General features: G+C 58.6%; 22 protein-coding genes and 1 tRNA gene. 7 read left to right on the top strand and 16 right to left on the bottom strand.

The features are described from left to right. Positions 1–3 precede the first annotated feature (3 nt). Positions 4–1,263 carry a 3-phosphoshikimate 1-carboxyvinyltransferase gene (gene aroA, locus IE151_RS03870; RefSeq protein WP_189488080.1) on the bottom strand — a complete coding sequence of 420 codons (1,260 nt, stop codon included), beginning with the start codon at positions 1,261–1,263 and terminating at the stop codon, positions 4–6. 185 nt (positions 1,264–1,448) lie between these two features. Between aroA and galU the strand changes: the two genes are divergently transcribed. Continuing rightward, on the top strand, positions 1,449–2,336 hold the full coding sequence (gene galU / locus IE151_RS03865; RefSeq protein WP_189488353.1) for a UTP--glucose-1-phosphate uridylyltransferase GalU: 888 nt from the start codon (positions 1,449–1,451) through the stop codon (positions 2,334–2,336). Positions 2,337–2,378: 42 nt separating this feature from the next. Here the strand turns inward: galU and blaOXA are convergent, their stop codons facing one another. From blaOXA to ugpB, 5 genes are all read right to left on the bottom strand, one after another. Further along, on the bottom strand, positions 2,379–3,179 hold the full coding sequence (gene blaOXA, locus IE151_RS03860) for a class D beta-lactamase (protein WP_189488078.1): 801 nt from the start codon (positions 3,177–3,179) through the stop codon (positions 2,379–2,381). Positions 3,180–3,251: 72 nt separating this feature from the next. Continuing rightward, a complete protein-coding gene (ugpC, locus tag IE151_RS03855; RefSeq protein ID WP_189488076.1) occupies positions 3,252–4,349 on the bottom strand; it encodes a sn-glycerol-3-phosphate ABC transporter ATP-binding protein UgpC in 1,098 nt (365 codons plus the stop codon). Between the two features lie 10 nt (positions 4,350–4,359). Then, positions 4,360–5,196, bottom strand: coding sequence for a sn-glycerol-3-phosphate ABC transporter permease UgpE (gene ugpE / locus IE151_RS03850; RefSeq protein WP_189488351.1), 837 nt, complete (start codon positions 5,194–5,196; stop codon positions 4,360–4,362). Between the two features lie 8 nt (positions 5,197–5,204). Beyond that, entirely contained in the window at positions 5,205–6,086 is an 882-nt protein-coding gene (gene ugpA, locus IE151_RS03845; RefSeq protein ID WP_189488074.1) for a sn-glycerol-3-phosphate ABC transporter permease UgpA, read from the bottom strand. Between the two features lie 73 nt (positions 6,087–6,159). Next, on the bottom strand, positions 6,160–7,482 hold the full coding sequence (gene ugpB, locus IE151_RS03840) for a sn-glycerol-3-phosphate ABC transporter substrate-binding protein UgpB (protein WP_189488072.1): 1,323 nt from the start codon (positions 7,480–7,482) through the stop codon (positions 6,160–6,162). A gap of 320 nt (positions 7,483–7,802) precedes the next feature. Between ugpB and IE151_RS03835 the strand changes: the two genes are divergently transcribed. The 3 genes from IE151_RS03835 (at position 7,803) to IE151_RS03825 (ending at position 10,847) form a co-directional block, all read left to right on the top strand. After that, positions 7,803–8,732 carry a LysR family transcriptional regulator gene (locus IE151_RS03835; RefSeq protein WP_189488070.1) on the top strand — a complete coding sequence of 310 codons (930 nt, stop codon included), beginning with the start codon at positions 7,803–7,805 and terminating at the stop codon, positions 8,730–8,732. Between the two features lie 129 nt (positions 8,733–8,861). Continuing rightward, on the top strand, positions 8,862–9,446 hold the full coding sequence (locus IE151_RS03830; RefSeq protein ID WP_189488068.1) for an outer membrane protein: 585 nt from the start codon (positions 8,862–8,864) through the stop codon (positions 9,444–9,446). 132 nt (positions 9,447–9,578) lie between these two features. Then, on the top strand, positions 9,579–10,847 hold the full coding sequence (locus tag IE151_RS03825; protein WP_189488349.1) for a glycerate kinase type-2 family protein: 1,269 nt from the start codon (positions 9,579–9,581) through the stop codon (positions 10,845–10,847). Positions 10,848–10,946: 99 nt separating this feature from the next. Here the strand turns inward: IE151_RS03825 and IE151_RS03820 are convergent, their stop codons facing one another. The 4 genes from IE151_RS03820 to IE151_RS03805 form a co-directional block, all read right to left on the bottom strand. Beyond that, positions 10,947–11,693: an NADPH-dependent F420 reductase gene (locus IE151_RS03820; protein ID WP_189488067.1), complete on the bottom strand. Its 747-nt coding sequence runs from the start codon at positions 11,691–11,693 to the stop codon at positions 10,947–10,949. 124 nt (positions 11,694–11,817) lie between these two features. Beyond that, positions 11,818–12,534, bottom strand: a complete 717-nt coding sequence (locus tag IE151_RS03815; RefSeq protein ID WP_189488065.1) for a nitroreductase — start codon at positions 12,532–12,534, stop codon at positions 11,818–11,820. Positions 12,535–12,562: 28 nt separating this feature from the next. Beyond that, positions 12,563–13,054, bottom strand: coding sequence for a MarR family winged helix-turn-helix transcriptional regulator (locus tag IE151_RS03810; RefSeq protein ID WP_189488063.1), 492 nt, complete (start codon positions 13,052–13,054; stop codon positions 12,563–12,565). Between the two features lie 49 nt (positions 13,055–13,103). After that, complete coding sequence (locus IE151_RS03805; RefSeq protein ID WP_189488061.1) at positions 13,104–13,529, bottom strand: organic hydroperoxide resistance protein; 426 nt, start codon at positions 13,527–13,529, stop codon at positions 13,104–13,106. A gap of 119 nt (positions 13,530–13,648) precedes the next feature. Between IE151_RS03805 and IE151_RS03800 the strand changes: the two genes are divergently transcribed. Together IE151_RS03800 and IE151_RS03795 are read left to right on the top strand one after the other, a co-directional pair. Next, entirely contained in the window at positions 13,649–13,786 is a 138-nt protein-coding gene (locus IE151_RS03800; protein WP_189488059.1) for a hypothetical protein, read from the top strand. Positions 13,787–13,994: 208 nt separating this feature from the next. Beyond that, positions 13,995–14,071 (top strand) — tRNA-Arg (locus tag IE151_RS03795). Here IE151_RS03795 and IE151_RS03790 read toward each other — a convergent pair. The 5 genes from IE151_RS03790 to IE151_RS03770 all read right to left on the bottom strand — a co-directional run bounded on the left by IE151_RS03790 (position 14,042) and on the right by IE151_RS03770 (position 18,005). Next, positions 14,042–15,700, bottom strand: a complete 1,659-nt coding sequence (locus IE151_RS03790) for a recombinase family protein (RefSeq protein WP_189488057.1) — start codon at positions 15,698–15,700, stop codon at positions 14,042–14,044. The two genes, IE151_RS03795 and IE151_RS03790, sit on opposite strands and share 30 nt — an antisense overlap. Further along, on the bottom strand, positions 15,697–16,095 hold the full coding sequence (locus tag IE151_RS03785) for an HVO_A0114 family putative DNA-binding protein (protein WP_189488054.1): 399 nt from the start codon (positions 16,093–16,095) through the stop codon (positions 15,697–15,699). Before IE151_RS03785 ends, IE151_RS03790 begins: the two co-directional genes overlap by 4 nt. Continuing rightward, positions 16,092–16,445 carry a toxin-antitoxin system TumE family protein gene (locus tag IE151_RS03780; protein WP_189488052.1) on the bottom strand — a complete coding sequence of 118 codons (354 nt, stop codon included), beginning with the start codon at positions 16,443–16,445 and terminating at the stop codon, positions 16,092–16,094. The genes IE151_RS03785 and IE151_RS03780 overlap by 4 nt, the downstream gene beginning before the upstream one ends. After that, positions 16,442–16,759, bottom strand: a complete 318-nt coding sequence (locus tag IE151_RS03775; RefSeq protein ID WP_189488388.1) for a hypothetical protein — start codon at positions 16,757–16,759, stop codon at positions 16,442–16,444. Before IE151_RS03775 ends, IE151_RS03780 begins: the two co-directional genes overlap by 4 nt. Before the next feature lie 220 nt (positions 16,760–16,979). Next, a complete protein-coding gene (locus tag IE151_RS03770; protein ID WP_308430490.1) occupies positions 16,980–18,005 on the bottom strand; it encodes a cupin domain-containing protein in 1,026 nt (341 codons plus the stop codon). Between the two features lie 19 nt (positions 18,006–18,024). On the opposite strand from IE151_RS03770, the gene IE151_RS03765 reads away from it, so the two are divergent. Beyond that, positions 18,025–18,780 (top strand): SDR family NAD(P)-dependent oxidoreductase, encoded by a 756-nt coding sequence (locus IE151_RS03765; protein ID WP_189488050.1) that lies wholly within the window; start codon positions 18,025–18,027, stop codon positions 18,778–18,780. 242 nt (positions 18,781–19,022) lie between these two features. Here IE151_RS03765 and IE151_RS03760 read toward each other — a convergent pair whose 3' ends face one another. Continuing rightward, positions 19,023–19,739: an SDR family NAD(P)-dependent oxidoreductase gene (locus tag IE151_RS03760; RefSeq protein ID WP_189488048.1), complete on the bottom strand. Its 717-nt coding sequence runs from the start codon at positions 19,737–19,739 to the stop codon at positions 19,023–19,025. Between the last annotated feature and the right edge of the window lie 49 nt (positions 19,740–19,788).

Below are 19,788 nucleotides of genomic sequence, written 5' to 3'. Positions count from 1 at the left end.
CCCTCAGCCGTACCTGACGCCCAGCTTTTCCATTACATCCCAATATCCCGGAAATGTCTTTGCGACGCAGCCGGGGTTTTCGATGGTGATACCATCGATCTTCAGGCCAGCGAGCGCAAAGCTCATCGCAATCCGATGATCCGCAAATGTATCTATCGACGCGGGTAGGCGTTGCCCTGCAAGAGCAGGATTGCCCGCCACAATGAGGTCATCGCCTTCCTCCCGGCCAAGGCCTTCCCGAATACGCGAAAGGTTGCTCGACAGCGCGTTGACGCGATCGCATTCCTTAACGCGTAGATTGGCAATGCCAACAAAGCGTACGGGATTATTGTTGAACGCGGCAAGTACGGCAAGCGTCGGCACCGCATCCTGCATCTGCGATCCGTCAATCACTGCTGGCATGTTTGGAAATTGCGCGATCAGTTCATGGGCCTTGGCGTCCGGCTGCGTGAAATCAGGCGCTGCAACGCCCAGATCGATCTTGCCGCCGGTGAGAATCTCCGCAGCCCAGAGATAGGTCGCGGCGGACGCGTCCGGTTCTATATGAAAATCCGCGGCGCGATAGCTGCCCGGCTGCACGCGCCACACACCCTCCTCCACTTGCTCGACCGTCGCACCGAAAGCCCGCATAACCGCAAGCGTCAGATCGATATAGCCGCGCGCTCCTATTTCGTTGCCGGTCAATGCGACTTTCACGGGACCATCCGCGCAAACGGCGGCCATCAACAATGCCGAGACGTACTGGCTCGAAAGTCCCCCATCGATCTCGATACGGCCGGAAGGAAACGCGCCCCTGCCGCGGATTGTAACCGGAGGGCAATTGCTCGGTGCCTCTATATCGACGCCCAGCGATGACAGGGCATCCACCAATGGGCGGATCGGACGTTTGCGCATATGTTCGTCGCCATCGACGATTACGCTTCCATCGACACAAGCAGCGGCGGCGGTCAGAAAGCGCGTCGCCGTCCCGGCATTACCAAGAAAAAGAGGCTCAGCCGGCGCTTGCAGAAGGCCCTTCCCGGTCACGACGAAGGTAGTCTCGTCCGGCTCTTCGACAGCGATGCCCATCGCCCGCAAGGCTTCCGCCATGTAGATCGTGTCGTCACTCTTCAAAGCGCCTGTGAGGCGGCTGGTCCCGACCGCGAAAGCAGCAACGAGCAATGCCCGATTGGTGATGGATTTCGAACCTGGCGGCACTGCACGACCGCGTAGCGGGGCGGAAACGGGCAGAACGTCAAGCGTCGAGCGGTCGAGATAGGTCATGGTATATCATCATGTCAGAGGCGTCGGTCGAAGCGCAGTCAGACAGGATTCCGACGGTGCATGCAAGAGCGGTCATTCATGTTTAATCAATCCCGCATATGAAACGCGACGCCCCACCGCATTTGCTTCCCGGCGGCAAACGTGATCATCTTGCCTATCCACGCAACAATTTACAGGTCATCATCTTGTCCAAACGCGTCCGTACCGCTGTTTTTCCTGTTGCCGGTCTCGGCACTCGCTTCCTGCCTGCCACCAAATCGGTACCGAAGGAGATGCTGACAGTCGTTGATCGCCCCGTCATCCAATATGCGGTGGACGAGGCACGTGAAGCCGGTATTGAACATTTTGTTTTCGTCACTGGTCGCAACAAGGGTGTCATCGAGGACCATTTCGACAAGCAGTACGAGCTGGAACGCACGTTGGAAGATCGTGGCAAGGTGGAAGCCCTGGCACTCCTTCAGGCCGATCTCCCATCGGCAGGTCAGACAAGCTTTACCCGTCAGCAGGAACCACTTGGCCTCGGCCACGCCGTCTGGTGCGCACGGGACATTGTCGGCACGGAACCCTTTGCACTGCTCCTGCCGGATATGCTCTTCAAGAGCGAGCGCGGTGTCTTGAAGCAGATGATGGAAGCTTATGAGAAAAAGGGCGGCAATATCGTCGCGGTCGAGGAAGTGGCCCCTGAAAGCGTCAGCTCCTACGGCGTCATCGGACGCGGCGAAGGAAACGACGATGCCTTTCGCATAACGGCGATGGTCGAAAAACCAGCCCCTGCGGATGCACCCTCCAACCTTATCATTTCAGGCCGCTACATTCTCCAGCCGCAAATATTTTCACTTCTGGCCAAGCAGGCGAAAGGTGCCGGCGGGGAAATCCAGCTGACGGACGCCATGCAATCCCTAATGACCAAGCAGGATTTCCACGGCGTGAAATATTCGGGGCAATCCTTCGACTGCGGCGCCAAGGTCGGCTTCCTCGCTGCCAATATCTTCTATGCGCTGGACCGCAGCGATATCGGTCAGGATCTAATTGACGAGCTGCATGCACGGGGCCTTGAAATCACGCACCGCTGACAGACCGGGGCGCCGCAACATCCGTTGCAGCGCTCACTGATCTTAATTCGTTGTCAGCAGCTTCGAAAAGTCTCGGAGTATCTCGCCGCGCGCAACATTGCTCGGCGTTGGTTGGTCTTTCTTGTCGTTCTGCAAAAGTCGCGCGAAGGTATAGGTCTTGCCGTCCTTCTCGGCCCAACCGACGAACCAGCCATAGGCGCGCGCATAATCGAAGCTGTAATCGGGTTTGCGCGGATAGGCCATGCCGGTCTTGCCCTTTATGGTCCAACCATCGGCCGAGTCCCACTGCTGCATGATATTGCGTGTCTGCACCATCGCCTCAGGCGTAGCTTTCAACTCGTTGCGTACCAGCGCGCCGAGGAAACGCACCTGTTCCTTCGGAGAAACCTTCAACGAGGAAGCAATCCAGGCGCGCTCCAGGCCATTGTCTTTGCCCTGGTCGCCGGAGAAATCCGTGTTTCCGTAATTCCAAGCCCTCAAATATTGCGTAAGACGCTCTGCCCCCAGCTCACGCGTGATGCGCTGCGAATACCAGACCACCGAAAACTCCAGCCAGGACTTCGGATCGTTCTCGCGTCTCCAGGCGTCGCCGCCGTAACCGGGATCCCCCTTCTCCGGCGATAACACCGGCTCATGCTCGGAGGTGAGAAATCCGCTGTCGAACCCGATCAACGCGAGCGGCACCTTGAACGTCGAGGCAGGTGTGACCTGCGTGTTGCAATCACCTGTCTGCGCAACGATGGAATCATCGGCGACATCGGCAATAATGGTGCAGATATGAGCTGCCTTTGCGTGAAAAGCCGTGGCAAGCAGAACGGCGGCAGTAGAAAAGAGAATTCTCATTTAATATCCGAAAATTGGAAGGCCCGGGTAAATCCCCGGACCTTGATCCAACGTCTATGTGGCGAGACCGTGTCAGGCCACAGGCTGAATCACAGTTGGTGGCGCGTCCTTTTCCACGGCTGTCAGGCGCACACGCTTGCCTTTAATGTCGAAGAGATAGATGCGGCTAAGATCAGCGACGATACCAATAGTTGTCCCTGGTTCTGGAACGACATCGGCCCCACTGATCTTCAACGTCAGCTTTTCTCCGCTCCCAACCGTGACATGCACGAGCGTTTCGGCCCCCAGCGGTTCGGCAAAACCCACTACTGCCTGAAGACCAGTACCCGCCGGGGCGATCGTCAGATGTTCAGCGCGCACCCCGACCGTAACATCTTTGAGATGCACCCGACTGGCGATCGCCTGCCCTGCCAGCAGAACCTTTTCCTCCATCGACGCCGTGGTCAGGAAGTTCATTGAAGGCGACCCCATGAAACCCGCAACGAAAACTGTTTGCGGATCATTATAGAGCTCGAGCGGCGTGCCGATCTGTTCGGCAACGCCTGCATTCATGACGATCAGCCGATCTGCAAGCGTCATCGCTTCGACTTGGTCATGCGTCACGTAAAGCGAGGTCGTACCGAGCTTGCGCTGCAGGCTCTTGATTTCCAGACGCATGGCGACCCGCAATTTCGCGTCGAGATTCGAGAGGGGTTCGTCGAACAGAAAAACCTTTGGCTTGCGGACAATGGCACGTCCCATCGCGACACGCTGGCGCTGGCCGCCTGAGAGCTGGCGGGGCTTGCGCTCCAGATAAGGCTCGAGCTGCAAGAGTTTGGCCGCGTCCGCCACTCGCGCCTTGATCTCGGCTTTCGGCAATTTGGCGATTTTCAAGCCATAAGCCATATTGTCGAAGACCGACATATGCGGATAGAGCGCATAATTCTGGAAGACCATCGCAATATCGCGCTCGCGGGGCTCCAGCTTGTTGACGACACGCCCATCGATCGCGACCTCGCCCTGCGTAATCCCCTCAAGACCGGCCACCATACGCAGAAGTGTCGACTTGCCGCAGCCCGACGGCCCGACGATGACGATCAATTCACCATCCTGAATTTCCACGGACAGGCCATGAATGACCTGATTGCCCGCATAGGACTTGCGTACGTCCGAAAGACTGATCTTTGCCATTGTCTTTTCCTTATTTCTCGCTCTCGACCAGGCCTTTGACGAAAAGGCGCTGCATCAGCACCACCACGACGAGCGGCGGCAGCATCGCCAGGATCGCCGTCGACATGACAAGCGGCCAGTCGCCATAATCGTCCGAGCGCGGGATCATGTGGTTGAGGCCCATGATGACTGTGTTGAATTCCGGACGCGTGGTCACAAGCATCGGCCACAGATACTGGTTCCAGCCATAGATGAAGAGGATCACGAAAAGAGCGGCAATATTCGTGCGCGACATCGGAATCAGAATATCGAAGAAGAAACGCACCGGTCCCGCCCCGTCGATACGCGCAGCTTCCACCATCTCGTCCGGGATTGTCAGAAAGACTTGGCGGAACAGAAACGTCGCGGTTGCCGAGGCAATGAGCGGAAAGATCAGCCCGGAATAACTGTTGAGCATGCCGAGGCTCGCCACCACTTCGAAAGTCGGCACGATGCGCACCTCGACGGGCAGCATCAGCGTCATGAAGATCATCCAGAAGAAGAACATTCGAAGCGGAAACCGGAAGTAGACGATCGCATAGGCAGAAGTCAGCGAGATCACTATCTTTCCGATGGTGATGCCGAGCGCCATGACCAGCGAATTGAACAGCATCAACCAGACGGGCACCTGCGTACCGTGGAACAAGGCTCGTCCGATATTGTCGAAGAACAGTGGCCCCGGCAGAAGCGGCATTGGTGTCGACAGGATTTCAGCATGTGTGTGCGAGGCCGCCACGAACGCAATATAAACCGGAAAGCAAATGACCAGCACGCCGACCAGAAGCGAGAGATGCGTGAGCAGGAAGCCCGCTCCGCGTTTTTCGACCATGCCGTCCATCAGTAATGCACCCGTCTCTCGATATATTTGAACTGAATGATTGTCAGCAGACCAACAATGACGAGAAGCACCACCGATTGCGCCGAGGACGAGCCCAGATCCTGGCCGACAAAACCGTCAGCATAGACCTTGTAGACCAACGTCGTTGTGGACTGCTGCGGGCCACCGCTGGTCATGGTATGGATGATGCCGAACGTGTCGAAGAAGGCATAGACAATGTTGACCACGAGCAGGAAAAACGTCGTTGGTGACAGAAGCGGAAAGACGATCGTCCAGAAACGGCGCCAGAAACTAGCCCCATCGATGGCGGCAGCTTCGATCAAACTTTTGGGTATTGCCTGCAAACCCGCCAGAAAGAACAGGAAATTATAGCTGATCTGCTTCCATGAGCTGGCCAGAACGACGAGGAGCATCGCCTCATCGCCATTCACCAGGTGGTTCCAGCGATAGCCAAATTGCATCAGGCCATAGCTGACAATGCCGATAGACGGCGAAAACAGGAAGAGCCACAGTACGCCGGCTACAGCTGGAGCAACGGCGTAAGGCCACAGAAATAACATGCGGTAAGTGGTAGAGCCCTTGATGATCCGGTCAACCATAACCGCGAAAAACAGGGCAAAACCCATCGACGCAAAAGTCACCAGGGCGCTGAAGGTTGCCGTGGTAACGAAGGAATTCAGATAGACCTGGCTTGCGAAAAGATAGCGGAAATTGCCGAAACCGACAAATTGGCTGGAGAAGCCGAAAGGGTCCGGAACGAAGGCGGATTGGTAAACTGCCTGCCAGGCCGGCCAGATGAAAAAGATCAAGGTGATGATGACCTGCGGAGCAATCAGCGCCCATGCGAGCCAGCTATTGGGAAAGGTGACGCGCTTTTCCATCGCTCCCACTCGTTTCTGTATACGAAATCGCTGCCCGGCCGAAACCGGGCAGCGTTTTTGACAAAATTACGGTTTAGTTGCCGGCGCTGTTGGCGCTTTCAAAGCGGCGTAGCTGCTCGTTGCCGCGTTCGACGGCCGTATTGAGAGCATCTTCAGCTGTCTTCGAGCCATTCCAGACACCCTCGAGTTCCTCATCGACGATATCGCGGATCTGGCTGAAGAAACCAAGGCGAACCCCCTTGGAGATAGCGGTAGGTTCCTTCTCCGTCATCTGCAGGATAGCGATGTCGGTGCCGGGATTCTTTTCATAGAAGCCGTCGGCTTTGGTCTTCTCATAAGCCGCATTGGTGATCGGCAGATAGCCGGTATCCTGATGCCACTTTGCCTGAATATCCGTGGAGGACAGGAAGTTCATGAAGGCAGCAACACCCTTGTACTCATCAGCGGTTTTGCCCGACATGGCCCAGAGCGACGCGCCGCCGATAATGGTATTTTGCGGAGCACCCTCTACGCCTTCATGATAAGGCAGGCGGCGCACGTCGAAGTCGAACTTGGCTTCCGACTTGATGCCGGCATATCCAGCGGACGATTCCGTATAGATCGCACATTCGCCAGAGCGGAATAGCGGGCCAGCTGCGGAGCTGCGGCCACCATACTGGAAATAGCCTTCCTTGGCCCAATCGCCGAGCAACGAGATGTGCTGGACATGAAGCGGCTGGTTGAACTTGAGTTCGGTGTCGAAGCCACCGAAGCCGTTTTCGTTCGTAGCAAATTCGATATTGTGAAGCGCCGACATGGTTTCAAGCTGGATCCAGCTCATCCAGCTGGTGGTGAAGCCGCACGAACGGCCGCTTTGCTTCAGCTTGGCGAGCACCGGGGTGACTTTTTCCCAAGTCGAAAGATCAATGTCAGGATCGATACCGGCTTCTTCCAGAGCGTCGCGGTTCACGTACATGACCGGCGTGGAGGAATTATATGGCAACGACAGCATCTGGTTGTCTGTGTTGGTGTAGTAGCCGGCAACCGGCGAGAGATAGTTCTTCGGATCGAAAGGCAGACCGGATTCAGCCATCAGTTCGTAAACTGGCTTCACGGCACCCTTGGCGGCCATCATCGTTGCCGTGCCCACTTCGAAAACCTGAAGGATATGCGGCTGTTCGCCGGCGCGGAAGGCAGCAATGCCGGCATTCAGCGTTTCGGCATAAGTGCCTTTCGGTGTCGCGACAACCTTATAGTCACTCTGTGATCCGTTGAACTCTTCAACCTGCGCGTTCAGCAGCTCGGCCAGGCGGCCATTAAAGCCGTGCCAGAACTGGATTTCGGTTTGAGCGAAGGCGGGGGAAACGGCTGCCACGGAAACAGCAGCCAAAAGAAGGGTCTTGAGCGTCGATCGCATGGATTTGTCTCTCGTCCGGAATGACAGGCGGTCGCACCTGCCATGATGGCGAAAAGGCGACCGGGCACGCATCATCCTTTTGCGACTCTACGTGACAGGCGTGTGACAGACGTCGGAATGCAAACCACGGAGATCCGCACCGGGCCTATCCCCATTCCTGTGGACTCTGTTCTATAATCGCATCCAGGGCGATTTCAGGCGCATCCTTACCATGGCATCCTCGCCATCAAGCCCGTTTCCAAGTGGACTTGATCAAAACATTATGACATGAACGCAGGCATGCCGCATGGCGTTCTGTCTCCACTTGATGAGCATTCCTGATGAAGCTTTCACGCCGTCTGATCCCGGACATCACCATGCTGCAGGCTTTCGAATGCGCAGCCCGACATGGAAGTTTTACGCGCGCGGCGGAAGAGCTCAGCCTGACCCAGAGCGCCGTCAGCCGTCAGATCAGACTTCTGGAAGAACAACTCGGCCAGATGCTTTTCGAGCGCGTGCGCCAGCGCGTGGTGCTGTCGCAGGCCGGACGTAATCTCCTGCCTCACGTGCGCCGTCTGCTCGGCCAGACGGAAGAAATGATGCTGCGCGCCATGGCGACCTCGCATGCGCCGGCATCGCTGACCATTGCCACCCTGCCCACCTTCGCCAGTCGCTGGCTTATCCCCCGCCTGCCGCAATTCATGGAAATCCATCCCGGGACGCTGATCGATGTCAGCTCCCGCTCCGCCCCCTTCAGTTTCGATGAGGAAAGCTTCGACATTGCCATCCACTACGGCCAACCCGTCTGGGCCAATGCCCTGTGTGAATTCCTCTGTGACGAAATGCTGATCCCGGTCGCCAGCCCCAGCTTTCTCGCCAGCCGCAAGATCGCACGTGCCGAACATCTGCTCGAACATCCTTTGATCCACATCGCAACGCGTCCGAAGGCGTGGGCCCTCTGGTTCGAGCAAAACGCCGTGGAAAGCGAGGCGCTTTATCGCGGTCATCGCTTCGATCAGTTCTCGATGATGATCGAGGCAGTCACAGCCGGCATTGGCGTTGCGCTCTTGCCCCGCTACCTGATCGAACCGGAACTGGCCAGCGGGCGTCTTTGCGCCGTCTTCGACAGTCCGCTCAAGACGCAGAATTCCTATTATGTCGTCGTGCCTGACGGGAAACGCCAGACGCCGCTGACGGAAGACTTCGTTCAGTGGATCAAGACAGAAATCAGTGCGGCAAACCGCCATCCCGATGAGACACTGCCAGGATAGTCGTCTGGCGCCCCATAACCAATTATTTACCATTTTCGGAGCGAGCGGATCGATGGAACTGCCCGTGAAACTTTTAAGTAACTTTTAACCGTCAACTCCATGGCAATTCCAAGCTTCATGGAGACCGAAATGGCTTTCTCACCTTTTGCTTACGTCGCAGCGGCAGCAATCGTCCTGATCGGCAGTGCTGTGCCCGTCACTGCTCAAGATCTTGGAGGGTCGCAAGCCAGGTTTTCCGGTACCTACGTCGGAGCGAATGTGGGCGTGGCGTCGCGTCGGTTCCCCAACATGACATCCGGAACCGCGCTGACCGGAGGTGTTCAGGCAGGTTTCACCCATCAGGCCGGACCGCTGGTTGTTGGTGGCGAACTGGACCTTGGCCATGCAGGTGGGCAAAAGCTGCATTCCAGCGAGGGTGTCGTCCGACAGGACTGGAACGGAGCTGCAAAGCTGAAGGCTGGCATTGCGCTGGGCGACACGTTGCTCTTTGGAACGGGTGGCTTTGGCCTCGCCAAGATGCGCGGCAGCAGAGACGGCGGCACCTGGGAGGAGGCAAAGATACTTGGCGCGGGCGTCGAGCAATCTATTGGCGAAGGGCGCTCGATCAAGGTCGAGTATCAGCGGTCCCGTTTCGACGATATCAAGACGCCCACCGGCCGTCCCGTTGACGTCACCAGCCACGCGGTCAAGGCCGGAATGAACTTCCGCTTCTGACAAGGGCCATCGAGCAGCAGAACGATTACGATTGCGGTAGCGGTCGTAATCGGCAACTTTACAGGCCATGGACGAGCACATCGGAAGGAGCATCGACATGCGCCACGAAAGACGGGCAATCGCATGCCCCTTATGACGCCGACCGAAGCGCGGCATCTGCTTGGCGACCTGTTTCGCACCGCGGTTTCGGCTGCCGATCCGCGGCATCGCATGATACAGCATCTCCCCTCGCGGCCCCGCAACGGTCGAACGGTGGTGATTGGGGCCGGTAAGGCCAGCGCCCAAATGGCCGCAGTTCTGGAAGATATCTGGTCGGGCGATCTCACCGGCGTCGTTGTCACGCGATATGGATATGCCTGTCCGACAAAATCCGTGAAAATCCTCGAGGCAGCGCATCCAGTGCCGGATGAAGCCGGGATTTCTGCAGCGCGCGCGCTCAAGACGGCCATAGCCGATCTGGATGCGGACGACCTGGTCATCGCGCTGATATCAGGAGGGGGATCGGCGTTGTTGCCGGACCCGCCCGAGGGCTTGCGGCTGGAGGACGAAATTGCCGTCGCCCGAAGTCTTCTGGCATCGGGTGCGCCAATATCGGCCATGAACACCATCCGCAAACAGCTTTCCGGCACAAAGGGCGGAAGGCTCGCCGCACTGACGAAAGCCAGGGTCGTGTCCTTGATCATCTCGGATATTCCGGGTGACGTGCCGGCTCTCGTAGCGTCCGGTCCGACCATTCCCGACACAAGCACTCTCGCCGACGCACTCGATGCGATAGAACAGTTCAAGATCGACCTGCCCCCGAACGTGCTGGCGTTCCTTAAGCGAGTATCACCGGAGGCGCCATATCCAGACGATCCTGTTTTCGCACGAAATGAGGTGCATCTTATTGCTTCAGCAAGACAATCGCTGGAAGCCGCAGCCGAAATGGCAAAAGCACGCGGCATTGAGGCGGTCATCTTGTCGGACGCTATTGAGGGCGAGGCGAAAGAAGTCGCGAAGGTCCACGCCGCCATTGCCCGCGAAATCGCTCTTCGCAACCGTCCCTTCTCAAAGCCCGTCCTTCTGCTGTCAGGCGGAGAGACCACGGTGACACTGGATTCAGGTAGTGACGGACGCGGAGGCCGCAACACCGAGTTTGCCTTGCAATTTGCGATCTCGACTCAGGGATTGAATATTGCCTGCCTTGCAGCCGATACGGACGGGATAGACGGTTCGGAAGAGAATGCGGGTGCATTCTCTTTTGGCGAAAGCGTCGCTCGCCTGCGGAAGCTCGGGCTGAACCCTCGGAAAATTCTGTCACGACACGACAGTTTTGCCGCCTTCGAAGCACTTGACGATCTGCTGATTTCCGGACCAACCGGCACGAACGTAAATGATTTCCGGGCGGTTTTGATCCTCTAGCGAAAACCTGGCGCCCGGACGACGGGATAAATATTCTCTGCTTCATGGTTAGGTTCACGGCGTTACAGGCTCCCCGCCCCTCCGGCCCCGCGGTTGCCCTCACATGAACAGTGCGCGTGTCAATCGCACGGCATAATCAGAGTCGGGGTTGGTGGTGCTGTCGCCGACCCGTTCCATGATCGCCTCGATGGCCAGTTCACGGCGCTTGGGAAGACGCGACCGCTCCGCCGATGCCAACGCGTCGGCCAGTTCCTCATGCGTCAGGTCTGTGCAGTAGCAAGGAGCGCCCGGCTGCTGGCGCCATGACTCGCTAAGCGGCCCGGAATAAACGGCATCGAGGCCAGTCTCGTCGACCAGTGTCATTGCGACTTCGCGCTCCCGCTTGCCATCGGCGGCAACGGGAATAGCGATGCGCCCAGCCGTTCCTGCTGGGGCACCCTTTTGCGCGAAGGAGGCGGAGGTGATGGCGTTCCAGGCCTTGGCGATGGGACGGCCAAGTTGCCCCGTGACCCACTCGCTTTCGGTTTGCCCGGCTTCAATCGCAGCGATCTCGCCGTCGCGTCTGGGATAGTAGTTGGACGTGTCGATCACGACAGTTTCTGTCGGCACGTCGGCGAACAGGGGAGCGATCTGTGGAATTGCCGCCAGCGGGGTCGACAGTATCACCACGTCGACGCCGACAACCGCTTCGGCTGACGTCACGGCGCGGGCACCGGACGCAAGAATGTCGGCGTCGATCGTTTCGGGACCGCGAGAGTTGGCAACCTTGATGTCGTGACCAGTCGCACCGAGCGTCTTCACCAGCGTCTTGCCGATGTTGCCCGTTCCGAGAATACCGATCTTCATGAATTAATCCTCGTCATGATCGGTCCGAGCCGAAGACGCGGCAGACCGTGCGGCAAAGCCCTATGGCTGCCATGATTGATGTGGAGAAGGACGCAGCAAGCGAACCTTACTGCGCCCTTGGGCCTCAGACGTGGAAGGTCACGCTCGTATCGACCGGAACGCGGTCCATGTAGATGCGGTTACCGGGTGCCGCCTCGTCCACGTATCCGAAAGAGATACCAAACAGCAGCTTCAATTCTTCGGGAATGCCAAGGAACTCGCGGATCGTTCCGGCGAAGAATCCGAGTGCAGTTTGGGGGATGCCGCCCAGACCGCGTGCGGCAAGCGACAGAAGGAAGGTTTGGCCATACATGCCCATGTCACCGGCGACACGCACATTGTCGCCAAACGACGGCATGAACAGGAACGCAGCTTGTGGAGCATTGAAGAACGAATAGTTCATCGCGCCCACGCGACGCCTCCCCTCCTTGTCCTCCCGCATGACGTTCATTGCCTCGTAGTAAGCCTTGCCCAGCGCGTCATTACGCTTGCGGTATTCGCCGTAAAAGTCGTTCTGGTCAAAAGAGAAATCTGGGCTAAACTCCCCGGCATCGTTCTTGCCGTGCAGAAGCTGGGACAGTTGCTTGAGCTTTTCGCCGCGGACGATGTGCGTGTTCCACGGCTGTGTGTTGCAGTTGGATGGCGCGTACTGGGCATCCTTCAGAACCTCACGGATCACGCTGTCGGGAACGGGCTTGTCGAGAAAACCGCGGATGGAGCGGCGTATGCGGGTCGCCTCTTGAAACGACAGAGTTTCGTCGAACGTGGCTTCGGACTCGCGTTTGTTGGAATGCATGGTCATAGCTGTTTCCTTCAGTATTCAGTGTGCGTCAGTGATCGCCGGACCTGTCGGCAGGCCAGGCGAGCGCATCAAGCGTCCCCCTCAAGTCGGAGACGCCCTGCTCGTCGAGTTTGCAGGCGCTTCTGATCTGGCCACTAATGGCCAGCACCTGCTGGCGTATCGCTTCCCCTTCCGACGTGAGATCCACGAAGACGCGGCGCTCATCGGCAACGTCCCGGGTTCGAGTGACCTTGCCAGACGCTTCGAGCCGCTTGAGAAGTGGCGTGAGAGTGCCTGTATCCATGCTGAGCTTGGCGCAAAGGTCACCCACCGTGCGCGGCGTTCCCGCAAACAGTTCCAGCAGAACGAGATATTGCGGGAAGGTGAGTCCAAGCGGCTCGAGGAAGGGCTTGTGAAGCCGAAACATGCGGTTGGCGGCGCCGTACAAGGCGAAGGACAGTTCATTGCCCGCACCAATCGAAGACGAGAGCGCCTTCGCGTCAACCCGATCGCCGATGGAAGATTTCACGATGCGCGGCATGATGGCGACCTCCGCAGACTGGCGATGCGATGTTCGAGCTGTGGAACCATCATCGCGCGGTGACCACGAACTGGACGTCGACATTCCCTTTAATCGCATTCGAATACGGGCAAACCGCGTGCGCGGCCTGTACGATTTCTTCGGCCTTGCCCTGATCAACACCCGAGATAGCCACCTCCAGCGTCACAGCAAGCGCGAAGCCGTTTTGACCGTCCGGGTTCAATCCGACCTGACCCACCACCTCGATATCTCCATCGCGTACCTTGTCGACTTGCGCACGCGTGACATGGATGACGGCATTTCCGAAGCAAGCCGCATAACCCGCCGCGAACAGTTGCTCAGGGTTCGTGGCGCCACCCTTGCCGCCAAGATCCTTCGGCACTGCGAGGGAAAGGACGAGAACGCCATCCTCGCTGCGGACGGTACCGTTTCGGCCACCGACAGCTGCTACCCGGGTTTGATACAAAGCATTCATGCGCAGCGTCCTACAATTTTATTCGCTATTATATAGTGCACTATATAACGGTGCTTCATTGAATAACAAGGGAAACGTCATCGCTCGGATCATTTTCTTCCAAAGGGTTTAAGCAGCGAATGGCGAAGCGAAAAGACAGCCAGCCGGGGGCGATTCTACAGACTGAACGGCAGGAACCGGACGTAAAACTGTCGTTCAACGAGCCCTATCTGCACAAGAAAAGCGCCAAGTCGACCGAAAGCAGTTCGAACTTTTGACCGCCGTACGCCGTTTCTGAGCTTTTCACGCACAAGCTACCCAGGGTTCTTTGCGCAGACGTAGTTTCGGAGGCTGCGCCATGGCCTGGCTGGAGCGTAAGAACGTATGGCAATGACGAAGGGGAGAAGCGGATTTTATACGTTGCCGCCCAGAGCATCATCGGTTATGAGATGCGGGTCGATTTCGAGCGAATCCCTGTTCGCTCCGGCACCCGTAGCTCAGCTGGATAGAGCGTTGCCCTCCGAAGGCAAAGGTCACACGTTCGAATCGTGTCGGGTGCGCCATTTCAGTACAGAACTATGAACGCCGAACGCCGCCGTTTCTGCGCTAGAAGCGGCGACCAGCGTTCGTAGCAGCTCCGATTTCGATCCCATGATGCGAACCTCATCGTCGGCGACCTCGACACGCTGTGCTAGGGCGCGCAGGTGGTCGCGGCGATCACCGCTATCATCGAGCCGTATCCGTTCACGGGCCTTCCGGGCGAACCCCTTGAGCATGTCGGGACTGACGCCCTGGTTGCCTGAACTATCGAGCGCGAGCTGTGTGCGTTCCGCGTCGGCGGCAGCTTGATCCCGCAAAGCCCTTAGGCTCGCCATGCGCTCTTTGGCCATCGCGTCGTCCTTGTCCACCATACCGGCTTCGATAGCGTCAAAGAGTCGGCCGAGTCGCTGGTCGGTTTCCGTGATTCGCCTGTGAAGCTCGGCAAGGTGTTCGCCGCGGCGCTCGATGCGCTCCTGCCGGCGGTCGATGACGCTGGCGAGGATAGTTTCCAGCCGCTTGGGCTGGAGCAATCGATCCCCGATGTGATCGGCCACAAGGTTGTCCAGCTTGTCCATCGGGATCGTGCGGCCCTTGCAGCCGGTCTTGCCTTGCCGCGCCTTAGTCGAGCAGGTGTAGTATCGGTATGTCTGCCCAGTGCTTCCCTTTCCAGTGCGTAGCGTCATGGCACCTCCGCATTTCGCGCAGAAACAGATACCCGTCAGGAGCGTGGGACCGCTGGAAACGCGTGCGGGTGTTACCAAAGGATCGCGCGACTTCAAACGCACTTGCACCGCGTCGAATATCTCGCGCTCGATCAAGCGCGGCACCTCCATGATGGCGACCTCGCTCTCCGGTTTCTTCTCCCGGTTCTTATGCGAGCGTGTGTTGAACCTATGCTCGCCGATGTAAGTGGTCCGGGTCAGGATGGCGTGGATTTGCGCTAGACCCCACTTCCCACCGTCACGGGTGAAGAAGCGTCTCTCATTAAGATAGGTGGCAATAGCCTTGACGCCCATCGCGCCGGACGTGCCGTCACCTTCGAGATAGAGCCGATAGATCAGCCGCACGGTGTCGGCGTGCAGTGGGTCAATCTCCAGCTTCTTCTTGATCTTCGATCCGCGCTGCTCGGCCGCGACGATGCGATAGCCGATGGGTGGTCGTGCGCCGTTCCAAAAGCCTTGTCGGGCATTCTCGTTCATGGCGCGCAGGACGTGCTTGGCGTTTTCCTTGGACTGATACTCGTCGAAAAGTGCCATGATCTGTCGCATCATCTGGTGCATGGGATCATCGCCCATCTCCTGCGTGATCGACACGAGCTTGACGCCGTTCTTCGCCAGCTTGCGAACGTAGAATTCCATCTCGAAGTGATCGCGGAAGAAGCGACTGAACGAGTGTACCACGACAATATCGAAGGGGGCGGGCTTGGACGTACCCGCTTCGATCATGCGCTGGAACTCGGGGCGCTTGTCGTTGGTGGCGGTTGCGCCCGGTTCAACATAAGTCTCAACCAGCTGATAGCCGCGTCGCTCGCAATAGGCTTCGCCCTGCCGCTTCTGGTCGGGAATAGAAATGTCATGCTCGGCCTGCCGGGCGGTCGAAACGCGCAGATAGAGGGCGGCGCGGGCGGTAACGGTTGGGCTGTGCATGTTCATGGCCGATCTCCCATAGCCTTCCTCGGCTTGGGACGGTCGATCAAGGGCAACGCCAGCTCCACGCGGTCGTGCACCACCTTGGGCGCGAGCTTGCGCCCATGCCCCGGCTCCAGCCGCACAAGGCCATAGCTTTCCATCGTTTTCAGGGTGCGTGACAGATTGGAGCCGGCGCGGCCGGTGATTTCCGCCAGTTCCTCCAGTGACGCCGGGGCTTTCTCGGCGATGATGCGCAGCAACTCGCGGTTCCCGGCCGACAACACCTTGGCAAAGGATTCCGTCGAGGTGAACCACACCTTGGGATCGCCGGGCGCAGGCTTTTCCTCGCCTTTGGCGATCCGCATGGTGCGGGCCTTCATTTCTTCGTAGTCGGCAATCCCGACTTTCAATGTAGTCATAGGGCACCTCGCTCCTTCAACACCGCGTCCACCGCCTGCCAGAAGTCGGCCAGCAGCGTGGCCGCATCCTCGTAGGCGTAGGGCTTCACGGTCTGGAGGCGATGCCGATGGTCCATCGGCTCGCCCCTCCTGCCTCGGCCGGCCGGATGGGCGTTGTCGAAACCGACCAGCCGTTCGCCCGAAGGCCCGTGAAGCGTGAGCGAGTAATCGAGGCCGTGCGGCTTCTCCGGTGATGCCGGAACGCGGGTGACGACAAACTTCACCCAATGGCCGCCCTCGGGCTCGACAACGAGCACCTGTCCATCAAGGTCCAGAAGTGTGTCGAGGCCCGGATCACGATGCCCGCTCAAGCCCTATTCCTATCAGTTTGTGATAGGAATTGCAAGCCGTCATCCGGCTTTCTCGGGTTCAAGAGTTCGTCGAACACATCGCCGAACCAACGCTCGAACACATCAATCTCAGCCTCGGTAACGGGAATCTCCGCTGGCCAATCGTCCGTGACACGCATCCTCTGGCCGTCCGAGCCGAGAAGCGGCGCGTCGCCGGCTCGCGTCCGGTCGTCCGGCGTGGGATCGTCGGCATAGTCGAAAAGATCGTCGGGAAGTAGTTCGGGGATCGACTGTCGTGGCCGCCCCTTGCGGGCGCGGCGGCGCTCTGCGCACATGGAATCCTCCTTGGTTCTGGTAGATTCCGGGGTGCGATAGGCCCCGGAATTAGGCGAACCATGGAGGGTAGTCAGCGGCCTGTAGCGTGCCGCATTTGCGCCTATGTGCTGTCGGCACCCCTGCGGATAAAGCCTATGGCGAGTTTGGGGTGGACAGCGGACTGTCTTCTTTTGGCCCGAACACAGTCAGAGTCGACGTTCACGGCAACCCATTCCTCGTTTAGGCGATGGCGCCTTCAAATTCCTCTGCCGCGGTACCGGGCAATGCCGCGGCAGTCTCGCGCGCATAGCGTGCCGGCGACACGCCTACGTCGCGCGTGAACGCCACGCTGAACGCGCTGGCGGAACGGTATCCAACTTGCCGGGCGATTTCGCCCACGCTCGCCTCTCGCTTGCGCAACAGGTCCTTGGCCAAAGCCAGCCGCCAGGCCGTTAAATATTCCATCGGCGCCATTCCCACTGCGCTTAGGAACCGCTCATGGAAGCCTGATCGCGACAAGGCCGCCTCCCGCGCCAGTTCGGCTACAGTCCAGCCGCGATCGGGCTCTGTATGCATAGCCCTTATCGCCACGGCCAGCCGCTCGTCCGACAGGGCGCGCAGCAGTCCCGGAGAGTTGTCAGGTTCGGCTGTTGTCCGCAGCGCCTCGATCAGCAGGACTTCAAGGAGATGCTGCACCACCACCTCCCGCCCTGGCTTGTTGCCCACAGCCTCCTCGCCCAGCAACTGCATCAGCATGGCCAAGCGGTGCTCGCCACGAACGACCACCAGTTTGGGCAGCAGCGAGGACAGCAAGACCGCATCGTTGGACTGAAAGATACAGTAACCGACCAGCGCCCGCATATCGATCGGACCATCGACACTGCCGACGCGATACCCGCCTCCCGGCAGGATGACCGGGTCGACCACCATGTCGCTGTCTTTGCTGGGCGCCTCACTCCACATCATGAAGTCCTGCGCCGACGGAATGAGGATGAAGTCGCCTGCATTGACGATTACCTCGCCGCTGTGGTGATCCCTGTAACGCAGTCTCCCTTTGAGCACGGCGACGTAATAGGGATTGGGCGACTGCGTCCGTCTCACTCGCCATGGGCCCGAGCCGGTGACGCATTTGGAAAACGGCGCGCCAGGCTGCAGCAAACTGACAATCTGGGCAAGCGGATCAGCCATTCTGGACTCATTCGAAATTTCCATGGACTTCTGAATATAGAACGTCCGGTCGCCTATGACCATTTCCTGTTCGGTCAATCAAGAACAGGATCATGCCATGACTGAAAATTCACGCATCGCACTCGTCACCGGCGCCAATCAGGGTATAGGGCTTCAGATAGCGACGGACCTCGCCACCAGCGGACTCACGGTATTGCTTGCCTCGCGCAATTTCGACCGCGGCAAGGCGGCAGCCCAGGCCATTGACGGCGATGTTCATCCCATCCAGCTCGATGTCACCGATGAAGCATCGATTCATGCCGCCGTCGCGCAAGTCGAACAGCGGTTCGGTCGCCTCGACATCCTCATCAACAATGCCGCCATCTCCCGAGCCAGTGGCCCGGAAAGCGAGACCATGCACGACTATATCCAGCGCTCGCGCGCGACGCTGATTTCGGTCGATGAAGTGCGCAACATATGGGAAACCAATGTCTTCGGCGTCCTCGCCGTCACCCAGGCCTTCGTTCCCCTGTTGCGCAAATCGGAGGCCGCACGCATCGTCAACGTCTCAAGCAGCCTCGGCTCGCTCACCATCAATTCCACGCCCAATCCCTACCGGGCGACATTCAACCCCGGCTATGGTGCTTCCAAAACCGCTCTCAACGCCATTACGCTGGCTTTTGCCATCGATCTCGAATCCGAAGGTATAAAGGTCAATGCAGTGACCCCGGGCTTCACCAGCACTGCGCTCACCAATTACGAAGGCACCGAGACGGTGCAGCAAGGGGCTGCCGAAGCCGTTCGTGTCGCCCTTAGCGGCGAAAACCCAACGGGCACCTTCACGGGTTCGGTCAACGAAACCTACCCCTGGTAGTCGAACTGAGGTCCGCCGGCAAACTGTCGGCGGGCCATGCCCCTGATGCCTGTGTTCAACAGATAACGTGGACGCACCCCCTCTAATGAAGCCGCCCGCCAAATCACGGGCCGCGAGGCGCCCCAAATGGGGTGGGAAGGAGAATGGCGGCTTTTCGCGAGGGACCGCAAGAAGCAGACATCCAAAACCTTCGAATGGGGAGTGCACCTAACCTGAAAACGCATTCGGCGAGGTGCGGCCCCCTACATCTCGGCAACCATGCGCCGGGTGGCTTCCGGTGCAATCCGCAGCAGTGTCGGAAGGAGCTTCATCGACCCCGGGAGCGCCATTGGCTTCTTCTTGGCCAAAGCCTCAAGCGTAATCTCGGCCACCTCGGATGTCGTCATTTTCTTCCGCGTTTCTGTTGCGGTTCCAGGTGTATCCGTAATGCCAGGAAGCAGTTCAAGGACGTGCGTTCCATGGCGGGCAAGTTGTCGCCGCAAGCCTTCGGCAAAGCCGTGAAGCCCCGCCTTTGCGGCTCCATAGGTGGGTGCCCGGGCGGGAGAAATCAATGCGAAGCCCGCCGACACGAAGATGATGGATTGCAGAGCTGGCCAACGCTGGAGCACCTCGCTTGTGAGAGAGATGGGTGCAGTTAGGTTGAGTGCCACTTCGTCTGCAAGGCCATTTACAGCATCGGCCGCCAGGAAGTCACGTTCGACAAATCGGCCGGCATTGTTGACCAGAACGTGCATCTGGCCGAACCGATCGTACATCGCATCGAGCATTGCAGCTCGTTCTTCAGCGATGGTGACATCCGCCTTGATGGCCAGCGCCTTAGGGAACTCGCGGGAAAAGGCATCAAGAGGGCCGTCCGAACGCCCGCAGACAGCGACCTCGGCCCCCCGTGCCATAAAGGCTTTGGCTAGCCCCAGACCAATGCCCTGCGTTCCGCCGGTGATCAAGACAACCTGCTTCATAAATCAACTCCATACTTACCTAAAAGGACATGGTCCCTTTGTTAGCTTC

The sequence above is a fragment of the Limoniibacter endophyticus genome (assembly GCF_014652835.1).
Classification (GTDB): Bacteria; Pseudomonadota; Alphaproteobacteria; order Rhizobiales; family Rhizobiaceae; genus Limoniibacter; species Limoniibacter endophyticus.
The sequence above is the reverse complement of the archived record's forward strand: the minus strand, read 5'-3'. Positions and strand labels throughout refer to the sequence as shown.